At 70.1% G+C, this 23,201-nt stretch carries 19 protein-coding genes; 7 read left to right on the top strand and 12 right to left on the bottom strand.

Going from position 1 to position 23,201, the window contains the following annotated elements; translation table 11 throughout:
• Window positions 1-37 precede the first annotated feature (37 nt).
• The 7 genes from ACIBKY_RS23055 (at window position 38) to ACIBKY_RS23025 (ending at window position 7,354) form a co-directional block, all read left to right on the top strand.
• Entirely contained in the window at window positions 38-994 is a 957-nt protein-coding gene (locus ACIBKY_RS23055; RefSeq protein WP_379610646.1) for a LysR family transcriptional regulator, read from the top strand.
• Between the two features lie 37 nt (window positions 995-1,031).
• Entirely contained in the window at window positions 1,032-2,162 is a 1,131-nt protein-coding gene (locus ACIBKY_RS23050) for a PP2C family protein-serine/threonine phosphatase (RefSeq protein ID WP_397099176.1), read from the top strand.
• Entirely contained in the window at window positions 2,159-3,304 is a 1,146-nt protein-coding gene (locus ACIBKY_RS23045) for an ATP-binding protein (RefSeq protein WP_397099174.1), read from the top strand. Before ACIBKY_RS23050 ends, ACIBKY_RS23045 begins: the two co-directional genes overlap by 4 nt.
• A complete protein-coding gene (locus ACIBKY_RS23040) occupies window positions 3,301-3,741 on the top strand; it encodes a response regulator (protein ID WP_397099172.1) in 441 nt (146 codons plus the stop codon). The genes ACIBKY_RS23045 and ACIBKY_RS23040 overlap by 4 nt, the downstream gene beginning before the upstream one ends.
• Window positions 3,742-3,926: 185 nt before the next feature.
• Window positions 3,927-4,718 (top strand): hypothetical protein, encoded by a 792-nt coding sequence (locus tag ACIBKY_RS23035; RefSeq protein ID WP_397099170.1) that lies wholly within the window; start codon window positions 3,927-3,929, stop codon window positions 4,716-4,718.
• A 9-nt stretch (window positions 4,719-4,727) separates the two neighbouring features.
• Complete coding sequence (locus ACIBKY_RS23030; protein ID WP_397099168.1) at window positions 4,728-6,602, top strand: fumarate reductase/succinate dehydrogenase flavoprotein subunit; 1,875 nt, start codon at window positions 4,728-4,730, stop codon at window positions 6,600-6,602.
• The gene (locus tag ACIBKY_RS23025) at window positions 6,599-7,354 is read left to right on the top strand and encodes a succinate dehydrogenase/fumarate reductase iron-sulfur subunit (RefSeq protein WP_397099166.1); all 756 of its coding nucleotides are present in this window, start codon (window positions 6,599-6,601) and stop codon (window positions 7,352-7,354) included. Before ACIBKY_RS23030 ends, ACIBKY_RS23025 begins: the two co-directional genes overlap by 4 nt.
• 410 nt (window positions 7,355-7,764) lie before the next feature.
• On the opposite strand, the gene ACIBKY_RS23020 is transcribed toward ACIBKY_RS23025, so the two are convergent.
• From ACIBKY_RS23020 to ychF, 12 genes are all read right to left on the bottom strand, one after another.
• Entirely contained in the window at window positions 7,765-8,904 is a 1,140-nt protein-coding gene (locus tag ACIBKY_RS23020; protein WP_397099164.1) for a hypothetical protein, read from the bottom strand.
• Window positions 8,905-9,017: 113 nt separating this feature from the next.
• The gene (locus ACIBKY_RS23015; protein WP_397099162.1) at window positions 9,018-10,304 is read right to left on the bottom strand and encodes a hypothetical protein; all 1,287 of its coding nucleotides are present in this window, start codon (window positions 10,302-10,304) and stop codon (window positions 9,018-9,020) included.
• Between the two features lie 59 nt (window positions 10,305-10,363).
• Window positions 10,364-10,753, bottom strand: a complete 390-nt coding sequence (locus tag ACIBKY_RS23010; protein WP_397099160.1) for a (deoxy)nucleoside triphosphate pyrophosphohydrolase — start codon at window positions 10,751-10,753, stop codon at window positions 10,364-10,366.
• A complete protein-coding gene (locus ACIBKY_RS23005; RefSeq protein ID WP_397099158.1) occupies window positions 10,750-11,847 on the bottom strand; it encodes an NlpC/P60 family protein in 1,098 nt (365 codons plus the stop codon). The genes ACIBKY_RS23010 and ACIBKY_RS23005 overlap by 4 nt, the downstream gene beginning before the upstream one ends.
• Window positions 11,844-12,470, bottom strand: a complete 627-nt coding sequence (locus tag ACIBKY_RS23000) for a hypothetical protein (protein ID WP_397099156.1) — start codon at window positions 12,468-12,470, stop codon at window positions 11,844-11,846. Before ACIBKY_RS23000 ends, ACIBKY_RS23005 begins: the two co-directional genes overlap by 4 nt.
• 1 nt (window position 12,471) lies before the next feature.
• On the bottom strand, window positions 12,472-14,742 hold the full coding sequence (locus ACIBKY_RS22995) for a type IV secretion system protein (protein WP_397099154.1): 2,271 nt from the start codon (window positions 14,740-14,742) through the stop codon (window positions 12,472-12,474).
• Window positions 14,739-17,216, bottom strand: coding sequence for an ATP-binding protein (locus ACIBKY_RS22990; protein WP_397099152.1), 2,478 nt, complete (start codon window positions 17,214-17,216; stop codon window positions 14,739-14,741). Before ACIBKY_RS22990 ends, ACIBKY_RS22995 begins: the two co-directional genes overlap by 4 nt.
• 47 nt (window positions 17,217-17,263) lie before the next feature.
• Window positions 17,264-19,852: a TcpE family conjugal transfer membrane protein gene (locus ACIBKY_RS22985; protein WP_397099150.1), complete on the bottom strand. Its 2,589-nt coding sequence runs from the start codon at window positions 19,850-19,852 to the stop codon at window positions 17,264-17,266.
• A 59-nt stretch (window positions 19,853-19,911) separates the two neighbouring features.
• A complete protein-coding gene (locus ACIBKY_RS22980; RefSeq protein ID WP_379610661.1) occupies window positions 19,912-20,205 on the bottom strand; it encodes a hypothetical protein in 294 nt (97 codons plus the stop codon).
• 47 nt (window positions 20,206-20,252) lie between these two features.
• Entirely contained in the window at window positions 20,253-21,077 is an 825-nt protein-coding gene (locus ACIBKY_RS22975) for a conjugal transfer protein (RefSeq protein ID WP_397099148.1), read from the bottom strand.
• A gap of 549 nt (window positions 21,078-21,626) precedes the next feature.
• Window positions 21,627-21,971 carry a hypothetical protein gene (locus ACIBKY_RS22970; protein ID WP_397099146.1) on the bottom strand — a complete coding sequence of 115 codons (345 nt, stop codon included), beginning with the start codon at window positions 21,969-21,971 and terminating at the stop codon, window positions 21,627-21,629.
• 73 nt (window positions 21,972-22,044) lie between these two features.
• Window positions 22,045-23,121, bottom strand: coding sequence for a redox-regulated ATPase YchF (ychF, locus tag ACIBKY_RS22965; protein WP_397099144.1), 1,077 nt, complete (start codon window positions 23,119-23,121; stop codon window positions 22,045-22,047).
• Window positions 23,122-23,201: the final 80 nt, after the last annotated feature.

Below are 23,201 nucleotides of genomic sequence, written 5' to 3'. Positions count from 1 at the left end.
AATCACAGCCCGGCGATAGCCGTAAGCTATGGAGATCATGCAATTGCAGCAGCTCGCCTATTTCGTCGCGGTAGCCGAGACCAGGCACTTCACCCAGGCCGCCGAGAGCGTGCGCGTGGCCCAGCCGTCGCTGAGCAAGCAGATCAAGGCCCTGGAGACCGAACTCGGCGCGCCGCTGTTCTCCCGTGCCCGTGGCAACGTCACGCTCACCCCCGCGGGCGAGGCGCTCCTGCCGCTGGCCCGCCGCATGCTCGCCGACGCCGACACCGCCCGGCAGGAGGTGGCCGAGCTGGCAGGGCTGCGCCGCGGCCGCGTACGGCTGGGCGCCACCCCCTCCCTGTGCGCCGGGCTGCTGGCCGACGCGCTGGCCCGCTTCCACCGCGACTATCCGGGCATCCGGCTCCACGTCGAGGAGGGCGGCTCGCGCGACCTGGTCAGGGCGCTGGCCCGCGGGCAGATCGACCTCTCGCTGATCATCACGCCGCTCCAGCACGACGACCCTTCACTGGTCACCGAGGAGATCCTGCGGGAGAACCTGGTCGTCGTCTCCCCCAGCCACCGGCGGGCCGGGCCGGTGGGTGACGACATGGCGATCCGCCGGCCGTACGTGCGGATCGAGGACCTGCGCGGCCGGCCGATGGTGATGTTCCGGCGCGGCTACGACCTGCGCGAGGCCACTCTCGCGGCCTGCCGTCAGGCGGGCTTCGAGCCGCGCTTCGCGGTCGAGGGCGGAGAGATGGACGCGGTGCTGCGGTTCGTGGAGGCGGGGCTGGGCGTGGCCGTGGTGCCGTCGATGGTGCTCGACGGGCGGCCGGGACTGACCGGCACACCGCTGGCGCCGCCGGGCCTGAGCCGCACGATCGCGCTGGCCAACCGCAAGGACGTCGAACCGACCCGCGCGGCCCAGGCTTTCCGCGCTACCCTGCGGACGTTTCTCGTCGAGGCCGCGCACGAAGGAACGCTTCCACAAGGGGTCGAGCTCATCGCAGAATGAACCAGCGATCGCTACGAGGCAGTGGAGAGGGCAGTGCGTGACGGCGTCACTATCTGAGACGCTCACCCTCGTTCTCATCGAGGACGACGACGGTGATGCCTTCTTGGTCGAGGAGCTGCTCAAGGAGGCGGAGGCGCCCCCGCGCATCACCTGGGCGCGGAGCCTGGCCGAGGGCCTGCCCAAGCTCACCGCCGACGTGCAGTGCGTGCTCGTCGACCTGTCGCTGCCGGACGCCAGCGGGCTGGAGGCCCTGGAGCAGGTGCTGGCGGCCGCGCCGCACGCCGCCGTGCTGGTGCTGACCGGGATGAGCGAGGCGCACGTCGGCGTCGCCGCGGTACAGGCCGGCGCCCAGGACTACCTGGTCAAGCAGGACATCACCGCCCGGCTGCTGGCCCGATCGATCCGCTACTCCATGGAGCGCAAGCGTGCCGAGCACACCCAGCGGATGCTGGTGAAGGCCGAGGCGACCGCGCAGGAGAACGCCCGGCTCGAACGCGGCCTGCTGCCCGTCCCGCTGCTGAGCGAGGACGTCATCCAGCACACCACCCGCTATCTGCCCGGCAGCCAGAGCGCCCTGCTGGCCGGCGACTTCTACGACACCGTGCAGACCCGGGACGGCTCGGTGCACATCGTGGTGGGCGACGTGTGCGGGCACGGCCCCGACGAGGCCGCGCTCGGCGTCGCGCTGCGCATCGCCTGGCGCACGCTCGTGCTGGCCGGCCAGACCGGGGACGTCCTGCTGCGCACGATGGACGCGCTGCTCAGGGTCGAGCGCAAGGCGCCGGAGATCTACACCACGCTCTGCACCGCCACCCTCACCCCCGATCTCACCCAGGCCGAGCTGCGCGTGGTCGGCCACCCGCCGCCGGTGCTGATCCGCGACGGCGTGGTCACCGCCGTCGGCGAGGGCCCGTCGGGGCCGCCGCTGGGCATCTTCCACGACGCCGAATGGCACGCCATCGACGTGCCCCTGGGCGAGGAGTGGTCCCTCATGCTCTACACCGACGGTCTCATCGAGGCGGCCGTGGAGCAGGACCAGCTGGGCGTCGACGGGCTCGTGGAGCTGGTGCGCGAGCACGGCCACGTCGACCTCGACCGGCTGATCCGGCACGTCGGAACCCTCACCGACGACCTGGCCGTGGTCCTCGTCCAGAGGAGAGCGTCGTGAACCTTCATCCGCTGCCGCCGGCCAAGGAGCCCACCGGCTTCGGCCGGCTGCCCGTGGCCCGCTGGTTCGTCGCCGCCGGCGTCGTCATGGCGCTGGCCTACGCCGCCGGCGTCGGCGTGACGCTGACGATGGTGGAGCAGGTCCGCACGATCCAGCCGCGCCCCGAGGTCGTGGCCAGGCTGGACCAGCTGAACACCATGCTCATCGTGGTCTTCACCGTCATCCTCGTGGCCGCCGTGGCGCTGACGTTCATGATCCGCTATGCCGTGCTCAAGCCCATGGCCCAGCTCGCCGGACAGGTGCGCGAGATCGCGGCGGGCGACTTCAACCGCCGGCTGCGGGTCGACCGCCCCGCCGAGCTCGCCGAGCTCGCCTCCCACGTCGACTCGATGCGCGGGCGCATCCTGGAGGGCTGGCGCAGCGCCGAGGAGCAGGCCGACGAACTGCGTCGCTCCAACGGCGAGCTGGAGCAGTTCGCCTACGTGGCCAGCCACGACCTGCAGGAGCCGCTGCGCAAGGTGGCCAGCTTCACGCAAATGCTGGAGCAGAGGTACGGCCCGCAGCTCGACGACCGCGCCAAGCAGTACATCGGCTACGCCGTGGACGGCGCCAAGCGTATGCAGGTCCTCATCAACGACCTGCTCGACTTCTCCCGGGTGGGCCGGGTCCACGGCGAACGCGTGGTCACCGACACCGGCGAGGCCCTGAACACGGCGCTGGAGAACCTGTCGGCCGCCATCGAGGACACCGAGACGGTCGTCACCACCGACCGCCTGCCGAAGGTGGTGGGCAACAGGTCACAGCTGGTCCGCCTGTTCCAGAACCTCGTGGAGAACTCCGTCCGGTTCCGCTCCGACGTCCCCCCGCGCATCCACGTCGGGGCGCGGCGCACCGGCAACGGCATGTGGGAGTTCAGCTGCTCCGACAACGGCATCGGCGTCGAGGCCAAGTACGCCGACCGCATCTTCCTGATCTTCCAGCGCCTGCACGCGCGTGACGTCTACCCGGGTACCGGCATCGGGCTGGCCCTGTGCAGGAAGATCGTGGAGTACCACGGCGGACTGCTCTGGCTCGACCCCGACGGCGAAGGCCCGGGAGCCACGTTCCGCTGGACCCTGCCGGAAGCGGAAGAGGACGCATGATCCCGATCGAAGTGCTGCTGGTCGAGGACGACCAGGGCGACATCCTCCTCACCCGGGAGGCCTTCGAGCTGAACAAGGTCAAGAACCGCCTGCACGTGGTCAACGACGGCGAGCAGGCGCTCGCCTTCCTGCGCCGCGAGGAGGGCTACGCGGACGCGCCCCGCCCGGACCTGGTCCTGCTCGACCTCAACCTGCCGCGCATGGACGGCATGGAGGTGTTGCAGGAGGTGAAGGCGGATGCCACGTTGCGGTCGATCCCGGTGGTGATCCTGACGACGTCGGAGGCGGAGGAGGACATCATCCGCAGCTACCAGCTCCACGCAAACGCATATGTCACCAAACCGGTAGATTTTGACCAATTTATCCGGGTTGTCCGGCAAATAGACAATTTTTTCGTGACCGTAGTGAAGCTACCGAACCAAGGACACCGCCTCTGACGTGCGGACGTGACAGGAATCACACAGGGCCATCGAAAAAGTGAGTGACCCTTCTCACAAAACGTGATGCCGTCGTCGTAACGTATCCCCCACCAAATGCGCGCCCGAGCGGAGACGCCGCGCGCTCAGCGACTCGAACCCGGACCCCAGGCGAGCAGGGTCCGCGGGAGGTGGAGAGGTCCGCGATGACCCAGACGACGCCTGAAAGCCCGGTAAGGAGACAGCGCGCGCAGATCAAAGTGCGCACGCTTCGCACCGATAACTGGTGGCTGGCCCCGCTGCTGACCTTTCTTGGGCTCAGCTCATTCCTTGTCTACGGCGTGTGGGCGATCTTCGACGGCAGCTACTACTACGCGCCGAGCGAGTACATAGCCCCGTTTTCGTCGCCATGTCTGGCGACGTCCTGTCCCGAGGGGGCCCGCTTCCTCGGGCTGGCGCCCTTCGGCGACTGGTACACCCTGCCGCCCGGCCTGCTGATCCTGGGCCTGCCCGGCGGTTTCCGGCTCACCTGCTACTACTACCGCAAGTCCTACTACCGCTCGTTCTGGCTTTCGCCTCCGGCGTGCGCGGTGCAGGAGCCACACGGCAAGTACACGGGTGAGACGCGGTTCCCGCTGATCATCCAGAACATCCACCGCTACTTCTTCTACGCGGCGATCGCCATCGGCCTGATCCTGGCCTACGACGCGGTCCTCGCGCTCATCCACACGCCGACCGGGCTCGGCACCTGGATCCTGATCCTCAACGCGGTGCTGATCAACCTGTACACGCTGTCCTGCCACTCGTGCCGGCACATCACCGCCGGCCGCCTGAACCACTTCTCCCGGCACCCGGTGCGCTACAAGGCCTGGACATTCGTCTCGAAGCTCAACGCCAAGCACCAGCCCCTCGCGTGGGCCTCGATGTTCTCGGTGATGGGTGCCGACCTCTACGTCAGGCTCGTGGCCAAGGGCATCGTCAACTTCCCGTTCGCATAAGGAAAACCTGTGGAAATCGAGCGTCACGAATACGACGTCGTCGTCATCGGAGCGGGCGGCGCCGGGCTGAGGGCCGCGATCGAGGCCCGGCAGCAGGGCAAGCGCACGGCGATCGTCTGCAAGTCCCTGTTCGGCAAGGCCCACACGGTCATGGCCGAAGGCGGCGCCGCCGCCGCGATGGGCAACGTCAACTCCGACGACAACTGGATGGTGCACTTCCGCGACACCATGCGCGGCGGCAAGTTCCTCAACAACTGGCGCATGGCGGAGCTCCACGCCAAGGAGGCCGCCGACCGCGTCTGGGAACTGGAGGCCTGGGGCGCACTGTTCGACCGCACCAAGGACGGCAAGATCAGCCAGCGCAACTTCGGCGGCCACGAGTACCCGCGCCTGGCCCACGTCGGCGACCGCACCGGCCTGGAACTGATCCGCACGCTGCAGCAGCGCGTCGTCGCCCTGCAGCAGGAGGACCACGAGACCCACGGCGACTACGAGGCCTACATCAAGGTCTTCCAGGAGTGCACGGTCACCCGCCTGCTCAAGGACGGCGACGCCATCTCGGGCGCGTTCGGCTACTGGCGCGAGACCGGCAACTTCATCCTCTTCGACGCGCCCGCGGTCGTCCTGGCCACCGGCGGCATCGGCAAGTCCTACGTCGTCACCTCCAACTCCTGGGAGTACACCGGCGACGGCCACGCCCTGGCCCTGCTGGCCGGCGCCAACCTCATCAACATGGAGTTCATCCAGTTCCACCCGACCGGCATGGTCTGGCCGCCCTCGGTGCGCGGCATCCTGGTCACCGAGTCGGTCCGCGGAGACGGCGGCGTACTGCGCAACTCCGAGGGCAAGCGCTTCATGTTCGACTACATCCCGGACGTCTTCAAGGACAAGTACGCCACCACCGAAGAAGAGGGCGACCGCTGGTACACCGACCAGGCCAACAACCGGCGCCCGCCGGAGCTGCTGCCCCGTGACGAGGTGGCCCGCGCCATCAACGCCGAGGTGAAGGCGGGCCGCGGATCCCCCCAGGGCGGCGTCTTCCTGGACGTGTCCACCCGCCTGCCCGCCGAGGAGATCAAGCGGCGGCTGCCGTCGATGCACCACCAGTTCAAGGAGCTGGCCGACGTCGACATCACCGCCGAACCCATGCAGGTCGGCCCCACCTGCCACTACATCATGGGCGGTGTCGAGGTCGACGCCGACACGGGGGCGGCGGCCGTACCCGGGCTGTTCGCGGCCGGCGAGGTCTCCGGAGGCATGCACGGCTCCAACCGCCTCGGCGGCAACTCCCTGTCCGACCTGCTGGTCTTCGGCCGCAGGGCCGGGCTCGGCGCGGCCGAGTACGTCAACTCGCTCCCGGCCCGCCCCACGGTCGCGCAGGAGTCCGTCGACGCCGCCAAGGCCGAGGCCCTCGCGCCGCTGGAGCGCGGCGGCGAGAACCCCTACGAGGTCCACCACGAGCTCCAGCGGACGATGAACGAGCTGGTCGGCATCATCCGCAAGGCCGAAGAGGTCTCCGAGGCGCTGGAGGTCGTGGAGAAGCTCAAGGAGCGCGTCGAACTCGTCGGCGCCGCCGGCTCGCGCATCTACAACCCCGGCTGGCACCTCGCGCTCGACCTGCGCAACATGCTGCTGGTCTCGGAGTGTGTGGCCCGCGCGGCACTGCTGCGTCAGGAGAGCCGCGGCGGCCACACCCGCGACGACTTCCCTGGCATGAACCCCGAGTGGCGCCGCAAGCTTCTCGTCTGCGCCACCCCCGACGGCGCGGCCGTCACCGTCGAGGAGAAGGTCCAGCCGCCGATGCGCAAGGACCTGTTCGACCTGTTCGACCTGGGCGAGCTGAAGAAGTACCTCACCGAAGAAGAGCTGGGGAACGCAGAATGAGTTACAAGGCGAAGTTCAAGGTCTGGCGCGGTGAGGGCGGTGAAGGCAAGCTCGAGGACTTCACCGTCGAGGTGAACGAGGGCGAGGTCGTCCTCGACATCATCCACCGCCTCCAGGCCACGCAGGCCCCCGATCTCGCCGTCCGCTGGAACTGCAAGGCCGGCAAGTGCGGCTCGTGTTCCATGGAGATCAACGGCAAGCCGCGCCTGGGCTGCATGACGCGGATGTCCACCTTCGAGGAGGACGAGACCATCACCGTCACCCCGATGCGGACCTTCCCCGTCATCAAGGACCTCGTGACGGACGTCTCGTTCAACTACCAGAAGGCCCGCGAGATCCCCAGCTTCACCCCGCCCGCCGACGTCCGGCCGGGCGAGTACCGCATGAAGCAGGTGGACGTCGAGCGCTCGCAGGAGTTCCGCAAGTGCATCGAGTGCTTCATGTGCAACAACGTCTGCCACGTGATCCGCGACCACGAGGAGAACAAGCCGGCCTTCGCCGGGCCGCGCTTCCTGATGCGGATCGCGGAGCTGGACATGCACCCGTATGACGTGGCGGAGCGCCAGGACTCGGCGCAGGAGCAGCACGGCCTGGGCTACTGCAACATCACCAAGTGCTGCACCGAGGTCTGCCCGGAACACATCAAGATCACCGACAACGCCCTGATCCCCATGAAGGAACGCGTCGTCGACCGCAAGTACGACCCGCTGGTCTGGCTCGGCAACAAGATCTTCCGCCGCCCGAAGTCGTAGGTTCTCGTCTCAGGAACCCGCCCGCCGCCACGTGACGGCGGGCGGGTTCATCACTTCCCGAAGCCCGCTCGCGTTCCCGAAGTCCCGCTCGCGTTCCCGAGGGTCGCACGCGCGCCTTCAGGCCGACGTTCCGTTACGGCAAGCCGCCCCACCGCCACCCACCGCCGCGGGCTCACGTGCCGGGGGGATCGCTTCTCACGCCGGACGAACGCACCGCCGCCACGGCCTGCGCCGCCCCGCCAAGTGGTCAAGACCTGTCCGGCCGGCGGGGCGGTCGTGTCGGTGGCCGGCTATGCGCGGCCTGCCTGCCGTGACCCTGGAATGTCCTCAGCCACGTACGGCGGGTGGGGGTGGGGCGGCCTGCCGTAACGGATGGGGGGCCTTGACGGCACCACGAAGAGAAAGAGCACCTAATCCCGGCGGAAGAGGTCCTCGTCGCCGGACTCGGCGGCGGAGCCGGGAGACAGGGGCATCTCGCGGGTCGCGTCGTAGGGCCCGGAGCCGCCTGACGGGATGTCGGCGGGTGGGGTCTCCGGAGGGACCAGGGGCTCGAACGCGCCCCGCACCTTGTCATCGTCCCGCTCGTGCCCGTACTCGTGGCTGTGCTCGTGGTTGTAGGAGTCGAACTCGTCCGGGTGCAGCACCACGGGCTCGGCGGGCGGCTCGGGCGTGGGGGGCTGCGACGGGTAGGGCTGGGTGTAGGGACTCGGGTCCTGGTAAGCGGGCTGGTTGGTCGGATACGTCTGGACCGGCACGAAGCTGATGATCGGCGCATACGCCGTACCACCCGGATATCCGGGGTAGCCGCCGCTCTGCGGAGGGTGCGGGCCGCTCGGGTGAGCGCCCGGGTAGGCGGTGTACGCCGGGCCGGCGGGGTAGCCGTGGGTGTCGGGGGCGGGGCCGGCCTTGCGGACCGCGGCGGCGTGGGCCATGCGGCGGAGCCTGCCCTCGAAGATCAGTACCGCGAACAGGGTCAGCAGCACCAGAACCAGCGCCGGGATGCTCAGCTTCTGCGTCAGCGTCCGCTGGTCGAACTCGGGCGCCGCGTTCCGCAACTCCAGCTGCTGCGACTCCTCGGTGGGCTCCTCCGAGGCCGGCGGGGTCGGCGGCGTCGTGGTGGGCGGCTGCGTACCGGCCACCGTGGGCAACTGCACCGGGGCCTCGGTCGCCGGCGGCTCCGAGGAGGGCGTCGGGATCGGGGCGTTCGAACTGGGCACGAGCGGCTGCGGCTGGGTCGCCGGGCTGGACGTCTTGGGCGTGGGGGTGCTCTTCGGCTTGGGCGTCTTCGTGGGCTTGGCGGTCGGAGACTTGGTGACGGTCTTGGTGATCGTCGTCTCCGGCTGCTCGGGCTCCGGCGATTCGGTCACGGTCTGCGTGATGGTGACCTCGGGGTCACACACCTCGCCCGCGTCACAGCCCTCGACGGGCGGAGGCTCCAAGGCGTACGCGGACGCGCTGGCCGCCTGGATGACGAACGGCGAGACCACCGCCCCGGTGAGACCGACAGCGAGGATCAACGCGGACACGGCCGTCGCTCGTGTGCGTGCCACCGGTGCCCTCCGCGCCATCCCGGAACCATGGTCAAGGGAATACTAGTCAGGTCAAAGTAACAGTAAAGCCCTGTTCTCCGATGTTGTCACGCTGTGACCTGGGCTGGAACGGTTCAATCCTGGTTTTCGGCGATCCTGCGGCGCTGCCCGCGGGCGACGAACCACAGCGCGACCAGCAGAACCGCGATCCCGCCCGCCACGACGGACAGGCCGCGGTGACCGGTGAGCAGGTTCATGGGCTCGGTCGTCTCGAACGTCCTGGCGGCCACCGCGATCTGCCGGGGCAGCGGCACACCGGCGGCCCCGGTGGCGGCGGCGGACGCGGGGGCGACCTTGGGCAGCCGCAGATTCGGGTCGTTCCACAACCCCTCCGGCCGGGTGGAGGCGACCCGAGCGGGGCGCGGTCCGGCATGGGGGCTGACGGTGCGCGGAGCGACGTGGGGGCTGACGGTGCGCGGGGCCGCATAAGGGCTGACACCACGCGGGCCCGCGTCGTGGGTGGCATGGCGCGGGCCGACGTTGGTGAGGGCGCCGCGTGGTCCGGTGTACGAGCCGCGCGGCCGGTCCTCGTCCCCCTTGCCGGGTGGCTGAACCTGGGCGGGCTTGGCCATCGGGGTGGGCAGCGGGATCACCACGGCTTCCGGGGGCCGGGCGGCGGCGGGCCGCGGCATCGGCCCGGTCCCCACCGGCGTCCGGGCGCTCCCGCTGAGCGTGGACACGCCGCCGCTCCCCCACACCTGGGCCACCGCGGCCAGGACCACCTCGTTCACCCCCTGCGGCACCGTCAGACGCACGTCCACGGCCCGCTCCCCCGACACCTTCCCCAGCCTGCACACCTCGGCTCCGCGCGCCGCCACGCCCACGGCAGGGGTCGGCGCGGTGCCGGGCGTCAGCGTCCCGTCCACCTGAGGCACGCCCAACGCCCCCGCCGCCCGGCCGTCCGCCGGGCCTTCATGTGGCGGAACGCTCCCCGACGGCACAAGGGACGCTGGCGGGGACGGCAAGGCGGGCGCCCCGGAGGCTCGCGAAGACGCGGCGGCGGGCGCCCCGGACGCTTGTACGGGCGGCGCGGCCGGGGGTGCGGCGGGAGGTGCGGCGATCACCCCTGGATCGCCGGCGGCCAGGCTCTGAGGAGCGCAGGTGACCGTGGACAGCGCTTCACCCGGGCTGGTGGCCAAGGCGAGGCGGGCGTCCTGGGCGTCGCCGGCGAGCCGTACCCGGAAACGCAGCACATCCCCGGTCCGCACCCACGCGCCGATGTCGTCGGGGTCGCCCACACGGTCGAAGACCAGGGCCACCTCGCCGGCCACGGCCGCCGACGCCACCGACAGAGTCCCGAGGATCAGGGCACCGGTTCCCACCGCCACCGCGACCCCACGGGATCGCCTGCGCTCGAACATGACGGTTCCCCCCGAATGCGGACACACCTAGTAGTGGTTATGTCACAGAACGGAGTCGCCTAATCCTGTCCGAGCAGATCCGCCACGGCTTCCATCACCGGCAGGTCGGCGCCCAGCCAGTCGACGGAGAAGTACTCCTCCGGCCCGAGCCACCGCAGCGCCAGGTGTTCCTTGGCCACCGGCGTCCCCGCCTCCAGCGTGGCCAGCCACACCCGCATCACGTACCCGGGCGAAAGCGGCCAGTCACCGCCCACCCGGCGCCCGACGGAGATCTCGACCCCGAGTTCCTCCCGGCACTCGCGGACCAGAGCCTCCTCCTCGCCCTCTCCCGGATCCACCTTGCCGCCGGGGAACTCCCATCCTCCGGCCAGCGCCGGCGGTTCGGCGCGCTGGGCGGCGAGCACCCGCCCGTCCGAGACGATGACGGCGGCCACCACGACGATGCTCATAGGGCCGCATTCTCCTGCTTCTTCAGCTGGTCAAGGACGGCGGGGTTCTGCAGCGGCCGGGTGAAGCCCATCAGCGTGTCACGCGTCTGGTAGCTGGTCACCTTGATCGGCCCGCACAGCCGGCAGCGCGCCTCGATCATCTTCCCCTTGGAGACGACCATGCCGACGTGGCCGGGATTGTCGGGGCCGGTTCCGGGGCCCGCGTTGAAGAAGACCAGGTCGCCGGGCTGCTCACTCCCTTTTTCGATCTTGATGCCGAACGGCCACTGGCCGAACGTGGTGCGCGGGATCGTCAGACCGACGCTGCGGTAGGCCATGAAGATGATCCCCGAGCAGTCGAAGGCGTCGGGTCCCGTCCCGCCCCAGAGGTACGGCTTGCCCCGCTGATCCAGCGCATAGGAGAGGATCTTGGCCACCACGTCGGTCGGCGCCGCCTGCACCAGCGGCTCGTCGCACTGGGGGTCGGCCTGCGGGGGCAGCTTCACCTCACCGGACTTGGCGTACTTCTTGGCGATGGCCTCGACCTGGTCCACGTACCACCAGGCCCGGTTGTAGACGAACAGCGCCCGCCGTACGTTCTCCGGAGCCCCGTTGCGCTTCAGCATCCGCGCGGCGCCCAGGATCGCGTCGGCGGGGTTGTAGACGTCGGCGATGCCGTCGTCGTCGCCGTCGGAGGCGTAGCCGTTGAACTTCGACGGGATCGGGATCCTGGCCTTGCCGCCCCACGTGCTGATCAGGAACTGCATCGGCCCGGCGGCGCCGGCGTAGTTGGTGCCGCTCTTGACGCCCTGCAGATTGGAACGGCCGTGGTCGGTCTCGCGTTTGCCCACGGCGGCCAGGATGTTCCACTGGACGCCGATCTTCTTGCCGTGCTTCTTGTAGAGCTCCAGCAGGTCGGGCGGGATGTCGGAGGAGCCCGAGTCGGAGACGTCCTCGACCTGGGCGTCGTCCTCGCAATCGGTGGTCGTGGAGTTGCCGATGAAGGACGGCATGCCCGGCATCATCATCATCGGCGACACGATGATGACGCCGAGAAGCAGCAGGCCCGCCAGACCGACGGCCAGGCCGATGCGGGCGCGTGAGGAGACGTTCACCCTTCGGGGTCCCCGTCTTGGCCGTCTCCGGCCGGCTGCACGTCGAAGACCCGCCAGTCGTTGCCCACGGGTGTGAGCGTGACGGCGAGGTCCTCGGTGCGCTCGCTGGTGCCCGACCTGCCGCTGAGCTTCTGGGTGCTGGTGACGACGAAGATGATCGAGGTCGCGCCGACCTGCCTGATCTCCTTCATCTTCGCCGTGGCGGTGGCGACCGTCTGCTCGGTCTTGTTCTGCTCGATGGTGCCCGGCGAGGTGAGCGCCTTGGTGAGGAAGCCGGCCAGCTCGCCGGTGGTGAACACCTTGACCCGATCGGCGTAGACGGACGGGTCCTCGTCATGGCGGAAGGTGCCGTAGCTGGCGGTGAACCGCTCGGCCAGGTCGGCGGCGGCGGCCAGCTGCTGCCTGCTCATCGGCAGGTAGTCGTAGATGTCGAACGGCGCGTCGCTGGCGGTGGCCAGCGGCTTGCTGGAGACGGGGACGCTCGGCGCCGCGCTGCCGGTCGCGGCGGTCACGGGCGCCGGGTCAGGGTCGCCCGGCCACATCGTCACATAGAGACCGACCGCGGCCACGACCGCCACGATCGCGACGAAGACCACCCCGCGCTTGTCACCTGACTGCGCCATCTCAATCCTTGTCGGGACTATTGGGCTTCAACCAGAACGGCACCGACGGCTCGTCACCGCCCCGGCCGCTACCGCTCCGCCGGGTCGGCAGCCAGAGCGGGGGCGGCTCCGAGCCGCGCGCCTTGGGCACGTCGGCCGAGTTCCGGCCACCGGACGAGCCACGTCCGCCACCGAACATGCCGCCGCCCGACGAACCACCGGATCCGCCGAAGAAGCCGCCGCCGCCCGACGAGCGGCGCTCGCCGCCGCCCGACGAGCTACGCCTGCCGCCGGACGAGCCGCCGCCGAACAGTCCGCCGCCGGAGGGGCGCGAACCGCCCGAGGAGGTGCGCGAACCGCCGGACCGCGAGCCAGACCCGCCGGAGCGAGAGCCAGAGCCGCCGCGCGGCGCCCAGCCGCCACCGGACCGGCCGCCGAACCACCCGCCGCCGGAACCACCGGACGCCGACCCTCCGGAGCCGCCCCCTGAACCGCCGCTCACGCCGCCGCCTCCGCCACCACGACCGCCGGAGCGGGGGGTGCGGGTGGGCGTGCCGCCCAGGTTGAGCGGCGGCGCCGAGCCGGTTCTGGAGGCGGGAGCCGTACGGGCTCCGCCCTTGCCGCCGGGCTGGTCGGTGTTGAGTGGTGCGGGGGTCGCGGGCATCCGGTTGCCGGACGGCGTGCCGTTGCCGTTGCCGTCGCCGCCCGCCGCCGCACGTGCCGCGGCCGCTCCGGCCGCCGCGCCCGCGGATCCGGCCGCCGCCGCCTGGAGCACCGGCTCAGCCTTGCGTACGCCCCAGTTCTTGACCTTGTTGGCCGCGACGGGAGGCAGCACGGTCGCCGCCTGGTTCAGTACCGGGGCGGTCGTGGCGTCACCGAGCATGCGGGTGGTCAGCGTGTGCCCGTTCATGGAGGCGAACAGGTGCTGGAACGGCCGGCGGTAGAAGTAGACCGCGAGCGTCAGCAGCGCCATGAACAGGATCTGCATGCCCCAGGGCAGCGCCGAGGACATGATCAGCGCGTAGCCGTAGACCAGGACGCCGAGCACCAGCGCCAGTACGGCCTGCCGCAGCAGCGTGCCGATCAGCATCTCCACCCAGCGCATGGCGATGATGCGCCCGCTGCCCGGATGCACGCCGATCAGCAGGAAGATCGGCCCGAGGATGAGCAGGAGCAGGAAGCTGACCTTCAGTACCAGCAGCGAGACCGCCACCAGGAAGATCAGCAGACCGGCCACCAGTGCGGCGATGAGCGCGCCGATGGCCACGCCGACCCGGCTGGTCCACTCCTTGCCCTGGAAGACGAAGTAGCGCGGGTCGCCCCTGAGCTTGTCGGCGTACTCGGCGTACTTGGCCTGGTGTGCGCCGTTGTCACGGCTGCCGCTCGCCATCTCGGCGGCGTCGATCGTCTGGATCTCCAGCATGGCCCGGCCGTAGTCGCGCACGATCGGCTGGTTGGGGTCGGCGGTGCCGAACATGCCCATCAGCCACGGCTTGCAGACCAGCGTGGACCAGAGGGCGTCGGCGTTCTGGTCGACCGTGGGCGTGCCGGTGTGGGCGTAACCGCCCGCCTTGACCTGCGGGCTCGTCTGGCCGGGGCCGGGCAGGCAGGAGGTGCCGCCGGAGCCGGGCAGGCCGGAGAACGCGGAGTTGACCACCTCGCCGGTCTTGTCGGTGACCACCTTGCCAAGTCCGGTGAAGTCCTGCGGGCGGCTGAAGAACCAGGTGGCCACGGTGACGGCGAGGACCATCCAGATGATGCCCTCGGTGGTCGTGGTGGCCCGCTTGCGGATCAGCCCGTACCAGGCCAGCCAGATCGCGCCGAGGATGACGATCGGCCGCAGGTAGGGCCAGTACATCGCCTCGGACAGGTTCGTGACGATGTCGTCGACGACGTCCTTGATCGCCACCAGCGGCCCCTCGGTGGCGGCCGCCTGGTACGTGGTGATCGTCAGCCGGTCGATCGCCTTGGCCCACAGGAACACCTGGTTGGCCCAGGAGTTGCCGATGAAGGAGCCGAAGTCGCAGCCGATGTCGTAGGTGTGCCAGAACTGGCCGCTGGTCCCGAACTGCTGGTAGTTGGTCGTCGGCGCGGCGGGCGCCGTACTGCTGGGCGCGGGGGGCGAGAGCAGCCCGTCCACGCCGCCGCCGACCAGCTCCGGCGCGAGCGTGCCGGAAAGATCACACGGAGCCGCGGCCGCGGGTGACGCGGCGCCCGCGATCGCGGGCAACACGATGATGCCCGCGAGCAGCGCCAGAGCAACCGCCAGCCGCCTGGCTAGCCGGACCTTCATGACCGCACCTCCTGCGCCCTGCTGCCCACTCCCCCTTGAAGATCATTCCCGCTGTCGCCGGGTTTGTCATGCGTAGGATTCGTGTCGAGCCAGCGCAGTAGCTCTTCAGAGATCAGGTCTACTGCAATGCGTCCCGCCCTGCCATCCAGATCGCGGAATACGCATTCGCCGTTGCCCAGGGAGCGCAGCACGGCCTTGTGCTCCTCCGAGGGGTCCACACCGAGCAGCGCCATCACGTGGTCGACCTCCACCCGTTCTGTCGATCGGAAGGCGAAGACCGACGAGAGACAGTTGGTCACCTGCTCGTTCAGCAGGTCGCCGGCGTTCTGCGAGACCAGGACCAGCGCCGTGTTGCGGGAGCGGCCCATACGGCTGACCTCGGGCACCAGCTTGGCCCCCTCGGGCGTGGAGGTGATGGCCCACGCCTCGTCCAGGAAGATCGCCTTGGGCGCCCTCCGGTCGAGGCTGTTCATGAGCCTGCGGGCGAACTGGGAGACCAGGTAGAGCAGAGCCACCGACAGCCGCTGCTCGTAGGAGTAGTCGTCGCGGCCGGTGGCCACGTCGGGCAGCGTCAGCCCGCCCAGCGTGAACACCGTCGTCCAGCCCTCGGTGTCGATCTGCTCGCCACCGGACGGGTCGAAGCAGAGCCGGGCCAGGTGCATCTCCGACATCGAACGGAGCACCGCGCCCAGGTTCTTGGAGGCGGCGTCGTCGGACTGCTCCAGGTAGTCCACGACCTTGCCCAGCGACGGGTCCGGCGCGTTCGAGACCGCGGCGACCGCCTGGATCATCGCCGACTCCCGCTCCTCGGACATGCGCGGCAGCAGCAGCCGCAGCGTCTCGGTCGCCATCGTCTTCTTGGCCGCGATGTCGTCGCCGAAGGAGAACGGGTCGAGCAGGCCGGGCGCCGCCGAGCCCAGCGGGATCATCCGGGCCTTGCGCCCGCGCTTCTGCAGCAGTTGCACCAGCGAGTCGGCGTCGCCCTTGGGATCGATCACCGCCACCGTGACGCCGCGCAACGCCATCTGGTAGATCATCAGCAGCGCCAGCGTGGTCTTGCCGCCGCCGGGCTCGCCGGTGATCGCGATGGCCGTGGGCCGGTTGCGCATCGCCGCCACGAGCGGGTCGAAGTGCACGATGCTGCGCGCCCTTCCCACCGTCTCCCCGATGTACGGCCCCAGCCAGCCGGAAACCGGATCCTCCATCCGGTCGCCCAGGTCGACCGTGGCCGTGGCCATGCCGCCCGCGATCGTCCGCAGGGGCTGGCGTTGCGCGTAGGCGTTGACCCGCACCTTCTCCCCCGGCAGCGTCTCGCAGAACAGCGAGAACTGGTCGCCGGTGGAGTTGACCACGTCGATGCCCATGTCGCGATAGTGCTCGACGACCGCCTCGACCCGCTGCACGCAGATCTCCTCGGTCGGGGCGCTGATGATCAGGCGGTGCCAGCCGTACACGAAGGGCAGGCGTTCCTTGGTGATGCCGTGCTCCAGCATGCGGGCGGCGTCGATCTGCTCGGCCAGCGCGATCGGCGCCTCCGCGCCCGCCTCGCGGATGTGGATGTCCATGTCGCGGGCGTGCGCGAGCTTGCGCGCCACGTCCTTCGAGGCCCTGACCGGCGGGATCAGCCGCATCCTGCTGGAGATCTCGACCGGGAACGGCAACTGGTCGGAGAAGTGCATCCACGGCTCGCCGTCCGGGAACGGCATCAGGTCGGGGAAGCGGGCGAACGACAGGTAGGCCACATAGGAGTCACCCTGCGGCTGCACCATGCGCAGCAGCGACCTGCCGTTGCGGATCTCGCCCTCGACCAGCGACTCGATCTCGCCCCTGCCCCAGCGGCGGCGCGGGCTGGCCGACGGCGGCGGGTCGCCGAGCGAGCCGGAGGCGGCGTGCTGGAACAACCACGCCACCTCGGTCGAGGTGGCGTGCCGGGCGTAGAGTGCGCTGGATGCGAGTGCTCTGCCCAGGCGTTCCGCCTGTTCGGTCCATCTGCTGATCTCGCCGTCCGGCACGTGGTCGTCGTCGAGGCCGAGCACCTTCTCGGTGCGCTGGTAGAAGCCGAACAACTGGGCCAGGACTCCCTGCCCGAGCTGGCGGCCGCGGGAGCCCAGCCGTACCCCGATGTAGACCTCTTTCGACCAGAAGTCCTTCGCCCAGACGTGCCGGTACATCTCCTCCAGGTAGTCGCGCCAGCCCGCCCCCTCGTCGGAGGTGCCGTTCAGGGCCATCGCCCACTCGGCGGCGGGGTACGTGCGGTGCGCCACGCGCAGGTGCACCTCCGCGTCGGGCATCCTGATCGCCGCCAGCGCGATCGTGATGTTGGTCGCCAGAGCCTCGCGCTCCTCGGGGGTGACGAACTCATAGCTGACCGTCGGAAGCCGGAAATAGGCCCATGCGCAGGAGTCCGTGAGCAGGATGCGGTCGTCGAAGTAGCGGACCGCAAGACGCTGATGCGCTCGCGACGCCCTGCTCATGCCGCCCCCTCGGCGCATGAACGGGCCTGACCTGCACGCATGTTCACTTAACGCTCACCGATTCTCGTGCCCGGGGGGTCACTCGCCAACTCCTCTTCGCTCGCTCGGACCGTCTGTGCCGCGAAGCCCGCCACCACGACCCCCGCGAGGGCCAGATAGGCCCGCCGCCCGGCCGCGCGCAACTGCCCCGGATCGACGGCGTCGACGCCGTCGGGCGCCAGCTCGTCCTCCCAGGGGACTCTGACGATCGCCCGGCACCTGCCACGGGCCACCGCCTCCGCCTGCTCGACGTCGGCCATCGAGCGCCTGCTCACACCGTTGACCACGATCACCGCGCGCCTGCGCAGGTCGGCACAGCCGTGGCCGTCGAGCCACTCGAACGTCATCGCCACCGCCTCCGACGCCTCCTCGCTCGCGGGGACGACGAGGACCAGCTGGTCGGCGTACGGCAGGACGCGGGCGGCCAGCGCGGCGGCCGGATCGATCACGGCGAGCTTGTAGTGGCGGTCCAGCAGGTGAACCGCCTGGCCGAGCCGGTGGTCGGAGAACAGCGTCCGGTCCGACATCCGCTGCTCGGCCTCCGCGTCGGTGTCGGCCCCGATCACCTCCAGCCCAGAAGAGGTACGGCTGGTGTAGCCACGCATCGTCAGATACCCGCTGACCCGGTCCAGCCCGGACAGCAGGCTGGCCAGCGTCTCGGGCGACTCCGGCTTGATGCGGCTGGTCAGGGTGTTGGCGCCGGTGTTGGCGTCGACGGCCACCACCCGGTCGTCGCGGATCTTGGCCAAGGTGTGGCCGAGCATCAGCGCGGTCGTGCTCTGCCCGGCGCCGCCCGTACACCCGAGCACCACGATCCGGCGGCTGCCCCCGAACACGGCGCGGGCGCGCGCCTCGTCGATCTCCGACCCGTCGGTTCTGGGCCCGCCGCCGCCGACCACGACCTGCGCGATGCGCCGCCAGCCGCCGGAGTCCCGCCCGACGACGGACTCGACCCGCCGCACCCGCCCGTCACCCGTCCTGGGCCCCGGCACGCGGTCGTCCTGCCCCTCACTGGGCCGAACCGCCTCGGCCCGCTTCCCTCCGGGCCCACCAACCTGCTCGGCCTCCACGGGATGACCGGCGACGGGCAGCGCGGCAGCCGGAACACCCACACCCGGCTTGCCGACCGGCCGAACGTCTGGCTTGCCCACCGGCTTCGCGTCTGGCTTGGGTACGGGGTTGGTGACCGGCTTGGCAACGGGGCTCGTCACCGGCTTGGCAACGGGGCTCGTCACCGGCTTGGCGACGGGGCTCGTCACCGGCTTGGCGACGGGGCTTGTCGGCGGCTTGGCGTCTGGGGCTGTGACCGGCTTGGTCACGGGGATGGTGACCGGCTTGGTGAGAGGGTCCGCAACCGGCTTTGGCTCCTTGGGCTCCTTGGCGGACGGCCAGGCGGGGTGACCTCCCGGCAACGGCAGCGGAGCACCCGGTCTGGGCGGCTGTCCCTTGCGGTGCTGCGACCGCGCCTCGTCCGGACCCTGCGCCCCGGCCTCCTGCCCACCCGGCGCCTCGGGCAGCGGCGGACCTTGAACGGCGGCGCCCTCGCCCTGTGCGGCACCAGGGTCCGCGGTGGCCGCGAGCCGCCGCAGCCTGCGCAACGCCTCGGCGTCGATCGGCTTCCCCGCCGCGACGCCCTTCTCCGGTACGCGCCCGGCCCCGGCAGCCTCACGACCCGTCCCGGCAACCCCGGGGCCGGTCCCGGCGACACCCTGGCCAGGCGCCCCGGCCGCTCTGGTGTCCTCCCGCGCCGCCTCCGGTCGCGCCGTCTCCGGGTGCGCCGTCTCCGGTCGCGCCGTCTCCGGGTGCGCCGTCTCCGGGTGCGCCGCGCCAGGGCGTGCGCCTTCGTGCCGTGCCGCTTCGGGGCGTACCGGTTCGGGGTGGGTCTGCTCGGAGGGGGTCGGGTCGGCGTGCCGTACCGGGATCTCTGCGGGGCGCCTGGTGGCGCGCCTCGACCCGGGCGCGCGCTTGGGCTCTTCTGCCCGCACGGGCGTGTCGGCGGCCGGCTCGGCGGGAGAGAGCTGAGCGGCGGCGGTGGCCAGGGCCGGAGCGGCGCCGCGGCGGCCCGGTGTCACGGCGCCCCAGCGGGTGGGCGGGGTGGCGACCGGCGCTGACGTGGCGGCGGCCGCCGCCGCGGCCACGGCGGGGCGGACGGAACGGACGGAGGGCGCGGGAGCCGTGGCGGGCTTGCGCATCGCGTGGCGGGCCTTCTTGGGCGCCTTCGCCCGGACGGGCAGCACCCGCCAGACCCGGCCGGAGAACGTCACCGCCTCCGGCTCGGCCGCCGGGGCCATGCGGGTCCAGGCGCGCGGCTCGCCCATGTAGCGCAGTTGCGACTGCATGACCTCGGTCAGGCGCTTGTTCTCGATGACGGGGCGGGTGGACAGCCAGGTGACGATGCCGGGAGGCACGAGGTAGACCACGTGCCACGGAGTCTCGAACGGCAGGCCGACGATGTAGAGCAGGAACGACCACGGGGCCAGGACACCGGCGAAGATCCCGATCCAGACGATGGGGAGCGGCGTCGGCAGCCGTAGGTCGTACAGCTTGTAGAGCCGCTTCTCAATTCGCCAGATATTGGTATACGTGGGCAGGTCCACGCGGTCCTCCTCTCCACCCGCTCGCTCGTTCAATGACCGCCAGGGCCCGGGTTCAACCCTTACTTGATACCCAGGGCCCCAGCGATCGCCTTGGCCGTGACTTCGATGATGTTGGGAACGTAGAAGATCACGCCGATCCCCACAGCCAAGATCAGGAATTGCACGAATCTCGTGATCTCGCGGGTGAAGAGGAAGAAGAGCGCGACCACGGAGACGACGACGAGGAAGAGCGGGGCGAAGAAGCCGCGCAGGAAGTTGGCGAGCCCCGAGGTGTCGGGGCCCGTCGGTGCGGGCGAGGGCGTGAGCGCCGCCGCCAGGTCGATCAGGTTGAGCACTACGGTCTTCAAGATCACTTCTTGTCCTCCCGGGGGGTGCCGATCAGCAACGCGAGTGTGTGCGTCTATCCAATGGCCCGACCGGCGCCACGGATGTCCTGGACGTACCACTTGTCGCCCTGCTTCACGACAGTGAGGCGATAGGCCTGCTCGAGACGGCCGCCGACCGTGTTGGGGTCGGCGGTCGGTTCGGCCGACGGCGTCGCACCGGTCGGCACGACCCACACCACCTCGGCCTTGATCTCTCTGGTGGCACCCCCCACAGGCACCACGACACTCTTGAGCTCGCCGAAGGACAGCGCCCCGCCCAGGTCGGGCAGGGTCTCCCCCGCGACGAAGTAGCGCTTGAGCGACTGGGTGTCGCCCTGCGCATAGGCCTTGAAGAAGGCTTCGAGCTGCGGCTTGAGCTCCGTCTGCGCCGCCTCGTCGCCCTCTGGCCCGGCCACCTGGGGCAGGTCGGCCGCGCCGGGAGCGGGCAGCAGGGCGGGCCTGCCGGACACGACGAACTTCCGCCCGCCGTCGTCGCCCGAGTAGTAGACCGGCACGGACAGCAGCAATCTGCGGTTGCCCGTCTGGAAGACCACCGAGACCACCGCGTTCTTCGCGTCGGTGACGTCGATGGTGTACGGCTGGATGCCGACCGCGCCGAGGCGGCCATAGCTGTCCCAGCCGAACTGCGGGTCGGCGCCGTCGGGCAGGAAGGCCGCGAGCTTGCCCGCCCTGCTCGGCGCCTCGGCCGCGGTGAAATTCAGGTAAACGCCGGCGAACTGCGCGGCGAAGGCGGAGGCCTGGTCGCTGGGGAATCCCTGCGCGACCTGCGAGGTCTCATTCGCGGCCGGAGTATTCGACTGGGTGGCCCGCTCGAATAGGGCACGAACCCCATTCACCACGATAACCACAATAAGCGCCCAGAGAATGGCGCGGCCGGCCCAGACCAGCCAGCGTCCGCCACCGCCCGACCAGCGGCCACGCCGCGGCCTGGTGGCCGGCGCGCCGAAGTCAGCCGTTTCAGGGCGCGCGGAAAGGTCAGGGTCGCCAGAGGTCCGAGGACCGTGCTGGACGGTTGACCTACGAGCCATCACGCCTCCGCTCGCGCCCGTCCCCCCGGCTGGCGCGGTGTCGTCCGTTGCCGATCCCCATCATCCGTGGTGAAGGTGTCACCTTATCCGGTCCCGCCAATTGTTCCAGGAAAGCCACGCCCATGCTGCAGGCATCGCCGCTCGGGGGCAAACCGAGTCCGTATGACAGGACGGAGTGCCGCCTCCTGTCCCTTTCCTGTGGAATTGGCATTCGACCAGGCCTGATGCGCGCCGCCCATTACCCAACGGCCAGAGATTGCTGTCCAAATGGCGCGGGGACTGTCCCGATCTGCGCATTTGGTATAAGACGCGACAAACCGCACCCCCGAGTGGAGTGCGGTCTGACGATCTTCGCGCTGGTCAGGCGGGCTCAGGATCCTCCGCCTGGCGACGCCCGTGCAACTCGACGACGTTGCGGCCACGAAGGTCGATGACATTGCGCCGGGAGCCCCGGTCGATGGCTCTGTGCCGGGGCAGCGCGCGCTCCAGCGAGTCGCGCAGCCCGGCAAGGATGTCCGCGGCGTCCGCGCCGTGCAGGCGGGCGGCCGCCTCGGCCCGCTCATCGACCTTCCTGCGCAGATAGGCCTCGCGGTTCACCCGCAGGCCGTACATGAGCTCAACCCTGAGCAAGGCGAGCTCCTCCTCCGTGCTGATGCCGGTCAGCGACGGCGTGGGGCGTCGTTTGCGAAGTATGCGACGGATCATCAGGCCCTCCCGAGTCAGCGTGAACGCCGTGACGATTCGACGCATGAGCGCCGGGAGGGGTTGACGTAGATGGTCAAACGTTGAAGCGAAACTCGACGACATCACCATCGCGCATGACGTAGTCCTTACCTTCGATCCGGGCCTTCCCCGCCGACCGGGCATTGGCGATCGAACCCGCATCGACCAGGTCACCGAAGGAGACGATCTCGGCCTTGATGAAGCCGCGCTGGAAGTCGGTGTGGATCACTCCGGCCGCCTCGGGCGCGGTGGCGCCCTTCTTGATCGTCCAGGCCCGCGTCTCCTTGGGACCGGCCGTCAGGTACGTCTGCAGACCCAGCGTCTCGAAGCCCACCCGAGCCAGCTGGGACAGTCCGGACTCCTCCTGGCCGACCGACTGGAGCAGCTCCAGGGCCTCCTCGTCGTCCAGCTCGACCAGCTCGGACTCGATCTTGGCGTCGAGGAAGACCGCCTCTGCCGGAGCCACCAGCGCGGACAGCTGCTCGCGCAGGGCGGGGTCGATGAGCTCGTCGGCGTCGAGGTTGAACACGTAGAGGAACGGCTTGGCCGTCAGCAGGTGCAGCTCGCGCAGCCCGTCCAGGTCAAGCCCGCTCTCGAAGACGGTCTTGCCGGTCTCCAGCACCTTGGCCGCGGCCTCCGCCGCCTCCAGCGCGCTCTTCTTGTCCTTGTTGGTGCGCGCCTCCTTCTGCAGGCGCGGGATCGCCTTCTCCACGGTCTGCAGGTCGGCGTAGATGAGCTCGGTGTTGATCGTCTCGATGTCGCGCTTGGGAGAGATCTCACCGTCGACGTGGGTCACGTCGGGGTCGGCGAAGACCCGGATGACCTGGCAGATCGCGTCGGTGTCGCGGATGTTGGCGAGGAACTGGTTACCTCTGCCCTGCCCCTCGGAGGCGCCCCGCACCAGGCCCGCGATGTCCACGAACTCGACCTTCGCCGGGAGGATCCTGGCCGAGCCGAAGATCTCGGCCAGCTTGGGCAGCCGGTCGTCGGGCACGCCCACGATGCCCACGTTGGGCTCGATGGTGGCGAACGGGTAGTTGGCCGCCAGCGCGTTGCCGGTCTTGGTCAGCGCGTTGAAGAGCGTGGACTTGCCGACGTTGGGCAGACCAACAATGCCGATGGAGAGACTCACGCGATCGACTCCGTCGCTCGCGCCAGTCTCTGACTGCTGTGTTTGATGGTTCGCTCGCTGCGCTCTCTCACGTCGGGTGA

Source organism: Nonomuraea sp. NPDC050394 (genome assembly GCF_044459065.1).
In the GTDB taxonomy this organism is placed as follows: Bacteria; Actinomycetota; Actinomycetes; order Streptosporangiales; family Streptosporangiaceae; genus Nonomuraea.
Note: the sequence above shows the minus strand (reverse complement) of the source record. Positions and strands in the feature narration are given on the sequence as shown.

What these genes read in the sequence shown, in the direction of transcription:
- ACIBKY_RS23055 (WP_379610646.1), top strand. Translation starts at nt 38, where the DNA reads ATGCAATTGCAGCAGCTCGCCTATTTCGTCGCGGTAGCCGAGACCAGG.
- ACIBKY_RS23040 (WP_397099172.1), top strand. Translation starts at nt 3,301, where the DNA reads ATGATCCCGATCGAAGTGCTGCTGGTCGAGGACGACCAGGGCGACATC.
- ACIBKY_RS23035 (WP_397099170.1), top strand. Translation starts at nt 3,927, where the DNA reads ATGACCCAGACGACGCCTGAAAGCCCGGTAAGGAGACAGCGCGCGCAG.
- ACIBKY_RS23025 (WP_397099166.1), top strand. Translation starts at nt 6,599, where the DNA reads ATGAGTTACAAGGCGAAGTTCAAGGTCTGGCGCGGTGAGGGCGGTGAA.
- ACIBKY_RS23015 (WP_397099162.1), bottom strand. Translation starts at nt 10,304, where the DNA reads ATGTTCGAGCGCAGGCGATCCCGTGGGGTCGCGGTGGCGGTGGGAACC.
- ACIBKY_RS23010 (WP_397099160.1), bottom strand. Translation starts at nt 10,753, where the DNA reads ATGAGCATCGTCGTGGTGGCCGCCGTCATCGTCTCGGACGGGCGGGTG.
- ACIBKY_RS23000 (WP_397099156.1), bottom strand. Translation starts at nt 12,470, where the DNA reads ATGGCGCAGTCAGGTGACAAGCGCGGGGTGGTCTTCGTCGCGATCGTG.
- ACIBKY_RS22995 (WP_397099154.1), bottom strand. Translation starts at nt 14,742, where the DNA reads ATGAAGGTCCGGCTAGCCAGGCGGCTGGCGGTTGCTCTGGCGCTGCTC.
- ACIBKY_RS22990 (WP_397099152.1), bottom strand. Translation starts at nt 17,216, where the DNA reads ATGAGCAGGGCGTCGCGAGCGCATCAGCGTCTTGCGGTCCGCTACTTC.
- ACIBKY_RS22970 (WP_397099146.1), bottom strand. Translation starts at nt 21,971, where the DNA reads ATGATCCGTCGCATACTTCGCAAACGACGCCCCACGCCGTCGCTGACC.